Below are 3,546 nucleotides of genomic sequence, written 5' to 3'. Positions count from 1 at the left end.
TCAGACGTTTGCTCTTTCGATTTTTTTTTTTGTTAGGTAATATTCTAGATTTTGTTAAAGCTAATTATGCTTAAAAATATTTTTTTAAGTATATATTAGATTGTTTATAGATGTTAAGGATAAAACTTAAATTAAATCATCTCTTCCTACCCAAAAAATACTAATTTACGATAGGTGATTTAATTTATATTTACAGCATATTCGGTGATTAATGCGGTAGAACTGTCGGGGTAAATATTTTTTGCTTGTTCCTTATCCTTCGACCGAAAAATTGTAGTCTAAAGCCTCCTCTTTTAAGGGAATAAAAAAAGAGAATATTCCTAATGTCAATCCCGAAGTTTTAGCTAGAGATACTGATAACTGAGCACTGAGCACTGAGCACTGAGCACTGATAACTGATAACTGAAATGACCCATCTTCCCTACTCCCTAAAACCATCAATATATATACTTTCAGATACTATAAAACTGCTGTAATTTGATATGATTCCTCTAGAAATAATAATGAAAATATTGCTGGATTAATTTGCTTAGAGTCTAGTTATTTGTATATTTAGCACTCATACTGATTTTATGTAAAATTTCATTATCCCATGAAATTTATTAATTTTAATTTTTCAGTCTTTATCTGTAGTCAGTTATTCTTGCAACTCGGTAATTTATGAATTTCAATAGCTAAATAGTTAAGTTTTTTCGGCTTTGCTGTACAACGGTAAATTACAAAAAAAATGATTAAATCTTGGGTAATAATTGGTAGTGTTACTTTCTTAATAGCATTTAGTAGTAATTTGTTTATTCGTTCTAGAGATGCTCAATGGTTTAGACGTTTACAAAGACCAAGTTGGTTAACTTTTGAAAGATTAATTCCCCTAATTTGGACGACGATTTTTATTTGTGGTGCTTGGTCTGCTTATGTTATCTGGGAACAAGAACCAGATACTCAAAAAACTTGGTTATTAATGGCACTATATTTATTGTTAGAAATAGTGACAATAGCTTATACACCTATCATGTTTCGGACACAAAGTTTGCAGGTAGGAACAATTATTGGGGGAACTGGTTTTGTATTAAGTTTGATGTTAATTTTGACTGTTTGGAAAATTAATATTTGGGCGGGAATTTTATTATTACCCTATACATTTTGGAGTCCTATTGGTACTTATACGACTTGGGAAATGAGTCGTATTAATTCAGAAAATTAGTCATATTGATATTGATTAATCTGAAAAAAGACTGTAAGTAGAAAATCATAATGAAAATTTCAATTCGTTTGGCTAAAATTGAAGAGAAAGAAAAAATTATTGATTTACAAACAGAGTCTTTGAGAATTTGATGTGTTAAAGATTATCAAGCACCACAGATAGAATATTTAGTCAAAGAGCAAGCACTATTAAGATTCAAAAAAGAGGCAGTTTTCTTGGCAATTTATAATCAAATAATTTTTTTTTAGCTCTATTAATGTTGAGAATCAAGAAATTTTGTCTTTTTGTTGCTCCAGAATTTTCATGTCAAGATATTGTTCCAATATTATTGGAAACTCTAGAAAAAATTGCCATTCATAAAAAACATATAGTCATTTCAAATTAAGGATAAAACACTTTTTTGACTCAAACCCTTTCAAGGAAAGAAACACTCGCCCCAGTCTTATTCAGAATGACTATAAGTATAAGCATTCAGCGGTCATAATTCACCTATCAATTTCATTATCTTGAGAGAAGGAATTAGTATCTTCGTGATTTCAAAGAATTAAAAGTATGAGTAAAAGCTCATGCTTCCTTCATTTATTAAAAAGCTGAAAGCTAACAGCTAATAGCTGAATGCTTACACATCAGTTTATCTATGTTACTTCTTGATTGACAGCTAAAATTTTTTATAGTAACAGAGGGTCTGAGATAATTAAAGAATCAGGTTTCTATTCAGAAATAAAATTTTTGGTAAATACTGTCTTGATGAAAAAAGTTAATAATTAGTGGTAAAAAAGCGGTAATTTTAGCAATTTATGTTCTAGCTATAAAATAGATGTACAAACCTTTATTAAGACTTATACAAGATTACCGATTAATTTCATATACAACAATTGAAAAAGAGCATCAGCAGATAGTTTACTTTGTCGGATTTTTAATAATAATCATCATAATTTTTATCGTGCTATCTTTGATATAGCAGTCTTATTTGAGTTATACAGAAAACATCGGCATAATTGGAGAAGAGCGAACGGGAAATAGGAATAAAAGTTTCTGACTTTCTATCTATTTTGGGATTTTTGACAATTTATTGAGAATAGCTATATTCAGCAATTAACAATGAATAATTACCTCTTCCTTTTAGGGAGAGGATTGACTAAGAAGGAAAAAAATTTATTTTTCCCCTTGGAAGGGGAGACTTTTAACCTGAATTATTTAATTAATAATTATTAATTATTCGGTAATCATACTTTATTTGTAAGATATTGGTCGTAATTAAGAGTTATAGCAAGTTCAAAAAATGTCGTTATAGTCAAAAAAGGAGTAGGGAGTAGGAAGCAGAGGAAGTAGAGAAAATTCTTGCTCTTTATTGAATTTTCCTGTATGGCAAAATCCTGGTCTTCCCTAACTACAAAAAAACTTAATGTAGCAGTATTTTTTGAAACTGGCATTAGAAGTCAGGAGTCAGAATATAAAAGGATTTTGATTGATATTAAATGTTATTAAATATCTCATATAATTATTCCAGTTTGCTATATATTAGATTACGAATGATAATTAATTTAGCGGTAGTTTTATGGAAATAATTGATTACATAATTGTCACAATTTACCTGTTATTTATAATAATTTTGGGATTTTTTCTACAAAGAAAAGCATCTACAGGAATTGAGTCTTATTTTATGGGAAATAGAAATCTTCCTTGGTGGGTTTTGGGTGCTTCGGGTATGGCTTCTAATACTGATTTAGCTGGTACTATGGTATTAACTTCTTTAGTTTATGCTTTGGGAACTAAAGGATTTTTTATTGAAATTCGAGGTGGAGTTGTATTAATTATGGCGTTCCTAATGACGTTTATGGGAAAGTGGAATCGTCGCGCTCAAGTAATGACTATTGCTGAATGGATGGAGTTACGTTTTGGGAAGAATAGGGAAGGAAATATTGCCAGAATTATTAGTGCGGTTGCTAATATTATTTTTGCTGTTGGTACGATGAGTTATTTTGCTGTTGGAGGCGGAAAATTTTTAGGAGGATTTCTGGGTATTGATGATAGAGTTGCTGGAATATTGCTGATTTTATTGGCTCTCATCTATACTGCTGTAAGTGGATTTTATGGGGTTGTTTTGACAGATGTTTTTCAGGGAATTTTGATTTTTGTGGGAATTTTATATATCTGCTTTATTACTTTTAAAACAGTAAGTTTGCCAGAGACTTTTGCTATTTCAATTCCAGGTACGGAACAATTACAAGAATGGAGTTTGAGAGAATGGAGTAGTATTATTCCACCGATAAAAATTGATTTGCCGGGAGATTATAGTATTTTTAATTTGTTTGGTGGAGTGATGTTATTTTATGTTTTTAAAG

General features: G+C 30.0%; 2 protein-coding genes. Both read left to right on the top strand.

What is annotated here, in order from left to right; translation table 11 throughout:
- Nucleotides 1–727: 727 nt before the first annotated feature.
- Nucleotides 728–1,201 (top strand): TspO/MBR family protein, encoded by a 474-nt coding sequence (locus F6K40_RS39375; protein ID WP_293145497.1) that lies wholly within the window; start codon nucleotides 728–730, stop codon nucleotides 1,199–1,201.
- A gap of 1,558 nt (nucleotides 1,202–2,759) precedes the next feature.
- Nucleotides 2,760–3,546, top strand: a 787-nt coding sequence (locus F6K40_RS39370) for a sodium:solute symporter family transporter (RefSeq protein ID WP_483143795.1), incomplete at its 3' end; no start/stop codon positions are given.

The sequence above is a fragment of the Okeania sp. SIO3I5 genome (assembly GCF_010672085.1).
Classification (GTDB): Bacteria; Cyanobacteriota; Cyanobacteriia; order Cyanobacteriales; family Microcoleaceae; genus Trichodesmium.
The sequence above is the reverse complement of the archived record's forward strand: the minus strand, read 5'-3'. Positions and strand labels throughout refer to the sequence as shown.

Bases quoted from the DNA above. Each gene is read 5' to 3' on its own strand.
- F6K40_RS39375 (WP_293145497.1), top strand. From the start codon at position 728: ATGATTAAATCTTGGGTAATAATTGGTAGTGTTACTTTCTTAATAGCA.